Raw genomic sequence first — 3,948 nt, 5'->3', positions numbered from 1 at the left:
GGCGCGAGCGGCGCGGCCTGCCGCCAGGAGACGTCCTCCCCGCTGATCGGCGCCTCGCTCACGTCCCGACCGCCCGGAAGCGTCCCGTCCAGGGGCGTCCCGCTCGCGGCGCCCTGCTGCTCGGGTGCGGCGTCATGTTGCTGCCGTCGCGGGGATCCTGCGGATTGCCCGGCCGAGGGCTCCTGGAGCGGGGACGCGGGCCGGTCACCCCTCGCGGCGGGCCGGTCTGGTGACTCGTCCGGGGCAATGTGGTCGTCCCAGGTGACAGGTCCGCCGACCGGATCGTGCACGAGCACCTGGCCGTCGGGGGTGAGTGTCGCCGCGCCCATGCGTACCTGCGCGCCCTGGGCGACCGCGGCGCGCAGCAGGGCATCGCGGACCGAACGGCCGTCCACGCGTGCGGCGCCCGGTACGAGGAGCGCGCTCAACGTGTCGGACAGCGGCGGGAACAGCTCGGCCGGGGTGGCCACGTCGACGACGTCGCCCATCTCCGGCGCGGCGGCATGGCGGCGGCGCAGCAGGGCGCGTACCGGCTCCAGATCGGCCGGGTCCTCCGCCACCAGCAGGGCGCCGACCTTGGCGTACCCGATGTCCTCGCCCAGCTCCTCCACCAGGTCGGGGTAGAGCCGGGCGCCCTCGCGGGTCAGCTGGTACCAGTCGTCGTCCTCCGGATGGTCCACCCACGGGCACACGATGCCGGCGCCCGCCTGGGTCGCCTCGCCCTGGTATCCGCCGTCCACCACGGTCACCGAGGCGCCGCTACCGCTCAGGTAGTAGGCCGCACTGGCTCCGACGATGCCGCTTCCGATCACCACAACACGCATGGGACCAATGATCGCAGTAGGGGTGACCTGGGCTGATGACCGGATCGGCCGCTTGCCATCCGGATACCTGGGCACGGCCTATCCCGTGCTCGGGCCCCGGCCGCATGCCACTGGGAATGGCTGTGGGACCGGTCGTGGGACCGGTTGTGAGTCCGGTGGCGGGATCGGCCGCGGGCCCTTGGCGGGACCGGCCCTGAGCAGCGCTGACGGCAGGCTCTCTTGACCGTGATCCGGGACGGCTATGGTCAGCGCATGGACGTCGCCGTCACCATGATCGACCTGCCCAGCCCCGTCCTGGCCGCCGCATCGGACGGGACCACCGTGTGGTGTGCGGGCAGCGACGGGGTGCGGGCCTACACGGCGTCCGGCACGCCGCTGCACGCCGCGCCCGGCACCCGCCGCCCCCCACACCCGACCACGCCCGGCGAAAGGTACGCCTCCCGCACGGCCGATCGCGGCAACGAGCTCCGTGCGGTGGCGGGTCGCGGCGATATGCCCCACACGGCGGGTAGCGGTGATACGCCCCACACGGTGGATCGCGGCGATGTGCCCCGCACGGCAGGTCGTGGTGATGCGCCCCGCGCGACGGACCGAGCCGGTGCGGCTCGCGCGGCGGATCGTGGCGAGGGACCTCACGTGGCGGGTCGTGGTGACGTGTCCCGCCTGGCGGATCGTGGCACGGCCTCCCGCGCGTCGGTCGGCGGTGACGCGGCCCGCGCGATGAGTGGTGGTGACGCGGGACGTGCGGCGAATGGTGGCGACGCGGGACGCGCGGAGGGTGGTGCCGACACGGGACGCGCGGCGAACGGTGGTGACACGGGACATGTGGTCGAGGGCGGGGTGCTGGTGTTGAGATCCCTGGCGGCGGTGCCGGGGACGGTGTCCGCCGGTACGGCCGGTGTGCCCGGCACGCTGGCGGAGACCGTGATGGTGCCCAGGACGTTCGCCGGGGCGCCGCCAGTGGACTCGCGACCGTCCGGGTCCCTGGCGGGGACGGTGGCCGGGATCGCCGGTGACCGGGTCTACTGGCTCGACCCCGAAGGTTTCCCGCTGGCCAGTGCGCATTTCGAAGGCCGTGTCCTCGCGGGTGGCGGGGAGATCTGGGCCGTCGGAACCGACCGGGCGTGCCGCTTGGCCGCGCCCGGCCGACTGGGCGAGCTGGTCGAGCTGCCCGGGCTCGACCGGTGCGCGGTGGAGGGCGAGCGGCTGTGGTGGACCTCGAAGCGGGACACCCTGCTGCGCGGCGGCCCGAAGGAGGTGGACCTCGGGGAGCGCGAGCGGGGCGGCATGATCGTGTGCGCGGGATCCCTGTGGGTCAGCGTCGCGGACGGGCTCTTGCGCGTTTCCGCCTGGTCCGGGGAGCCGAGGCGGCTCGTGCCCGCGCCTGAGGGGCCGGTGCCCTTCCTGGTCTGCGCGAACGGGATCGTGGCCGGCGCGGGACACGACCTGTTCGCGCTCGCCCCGGCGGCCGGCGCCCCCTTACGCGTGATCCCGCTGGGCCTGCAGTCACCTCCCGCGCTGATGATCGCGGCGGGGAAGCATGTGTGGGTCTTCCCCGCAGACCGCCCCCAAGCCCTGATCGTGCCGGTCTGACACCGTCAACCGGCGTTCCCACTGCGAGCCTGATCCCAAGGGCAGGCACCTCGGGTCGTGTTCGCGCCTTGGCCGTCACCCTGGAGGGCAGGCACCTTGGGTCGCGGGTCGCGTTTGCGCCGTGGGTCTAAGACCGGGAGCGGGGATCTCGGGCCGGGCGTTTGCGCTGGGTGCTTAGGGTCCCGAGCGGGGGACCCCAAGGCGCATTTGTGCTGGGTGCCCCAGGTCCGGAGCGGGGATCTCAAGCCGCGTTTGTGCTGCGGGCTTCCAATCGTGAGGGAGGGCCTCAGCCGGCGTTCCAGCCGTGGGTCTTCATGAGCCTGGCCGCCACCCTCGCGAACCGGTCGCCGTCGAGCACCGCGCCCTCGCGCCTGATGTCGTCCTCGTCCAGTTCGAAGACCCGGTCCAGCCGTACGTACGACACCCGGCCGTCGCGCCCCCACGGGCCCAGCTCCAGCCAGTCGGGCCCCTCGTCGCCCTTGCTGGACAGCATCATGCCGAGCAGCCTGCGCCCGGTGCGGCCGACGATCAGCAACGGACGGTCCTTGCCCTTGTCCGGGTCCTCTTCGTACGGCACCCAGGCCCAGACGATCTCGCCTGGGTCGGCCAGGCCGTCGAGGTCGGGGGAGTAGGCCAGAGTGGCGGGCCCCCTGAGGGAATGGATCTCGCGTACCGCACCCCGAGCCGGCCGGGGATCTTCACCTAGATCGCGCATTGTGGGAGCTTACGGTGGCAGGTCAGCGAAATCCAGCCGGTCACGGATCTTCCGGAGAGGCGAGCTGGCGGCGCAGCGCGTCACGGATCTTCCGGAGAGGCGAGCTGGCGGCGCAGCGCGTCATGGACCTTCGGGAGAGGCGAGGAGGCGGCGCAGCGCCGTGGGGGTGTGGCCGGTGTGGCGGCGGATCGTGCGGGTCAGGTGGGCCTGATCGGCGAACCCCAGGTCGGCGGCAAGCTCGGCCAGGCTCGTGGCGCCGTCCTCCAACTGGTCGAGCGCTCTGCCCACCCGGACGCGGTTGCGGTAGTGGGTCAGGGAGACTCCGACCTCGCGGGTGAACGCCCGGCTGAGCTGGTAGGGCGAGACGGCCAGGAGCTCGGCGAGCGACAGCAGGGCCCCGGCCGCCGGATGGTCGGCCGAGATGGCCTCCCGAGCGGCGTCGGCGATCCCGGCCGCGGTGCCCGGCCTGGTCGACGTCCCCAGCCGGGCCGACGTCCCCAGCCTGGTCGAGGCGCCCGGCTTGGTCGGGGTGCGGGCTTCCGGACCAGGCGGATCGGCCGGGGTGCCGCTGCTCGGGCCGAGCGGTCCGGCCAGGTCGAGCATGCCGGTTGGCGTGGGGTCGGTCGGGTTGGGTGGTCCGGCTGGCGTGTGGCCGTTCGGGCCGAGCGGTCCGTTGGACCCGAGTGGTCTGTTCGGGCCGAGCGGTTCGGCCGGGTCGAGCAGGCCGGTTGGGGTGCGGCTGTTCGGGCTGAGCGGGTCGTCGATCGGGGTGTGGTGCCTTGAAGCGGGCGGAGCGTTCGGGGGACGGGTCGGTGG

4 protein-coding genes are annotated in these 3,948 nt (G+C 73.5%); 1 reads left to right on the top strand and 3 read right to left on the bottom strand.

Annotated features, from left to right (window positions below; translation table 11 throughout):
- Positions 1 to 824, bottom strand: an 824-nt coding sequence (locus ETD85_RS60750; RefSeq protein WP_138698846.1) for an NAD(P)/FAD-dependent oxidoreductase, incomplete at its 3' end; no start/stop codon positions are given.
- A 252-nt stretch (positions 825 to 1,076) separates the two neighbouring features.
- Between ETD85_RS60750 and ETD85_RS60745 the strand changes: the two genes are divergently transcribed.
- Complete coding sequence (locus ETD85_RS60745) at positions 1,077 to 2,417, top strand: hypothetical protein (RefSeq protein ID WP_138698845.1); 1,341 nt, start codon at positions 1,077 to 1,079, stop codon at positions 2,415 to 2,417.
- A gap of 286 nt (positions 2,418 to 2,703) precedes the next feature.
- Here ETD85_RS60745 and ETD85_RS60740 read toward each other — a convergent pair whose 3' ends face one another.
- Both ETD85_RS60740 and ETD85_RS60735 read right to left on the bottom strand, forming a co-directional pair.
- The gene (locus ETD85_RS60740; protein ID WP_138698844.1) at positions 2,704 to 3,132 is read right to left on the bottom strand and encodes a type II toxin-antitoxin system PemK/MazF family toxin; all 429 of its coding nucleotides are present in this window, start codon (positions 3,130 to 3,132) and stop codon (positions 2,704 to 2,706) included.
- Between the two features lie 120 nt (positions 3,133 to 3,252).
- Positions 3,253 to 3,948 (bottom strand): helix-turn-helix domain-containing protein (locus ETD85_RS60735; RefSeq protein WP_206059618.1); only part of this gene is annotated, 696 nt, incomplete at its 5' end.

The organism is Nonomuraea zeae, assembly GCF_005889725.1.
In the GTDB taxonomy this organism is placed as follows: Bacteria; Actinomycetota; Actinomycetes; order Streptosporangiales; family Streptosporangiaceae; genus Nonomuraea; species Nonomuraea zeae.
The sequence above is the reverse complement of the archived record's forward strand: the minus strand, read 5'-3'. Positions and strand labels throughout refer to the sequence as shown.

What these genes read in the sequence shown, in the direction of transcription:
- ETD85_RS60745 (WP_138698845.1), top strand. Translation starts at nt 1,077, where the DNA reads ATGGACGTCGCCGTCACCATGATCGACCTGCCCAGCCCCGTCCTGGCC.
- ETD85_RS60740 (WP_138698844.1), bottom strand. Translation starts at nt 3,132, where the DNA reads ATGCGCGATCTAGGTGAAGATCCCCGGCCGGCTCGGGGTGCGGTACGC.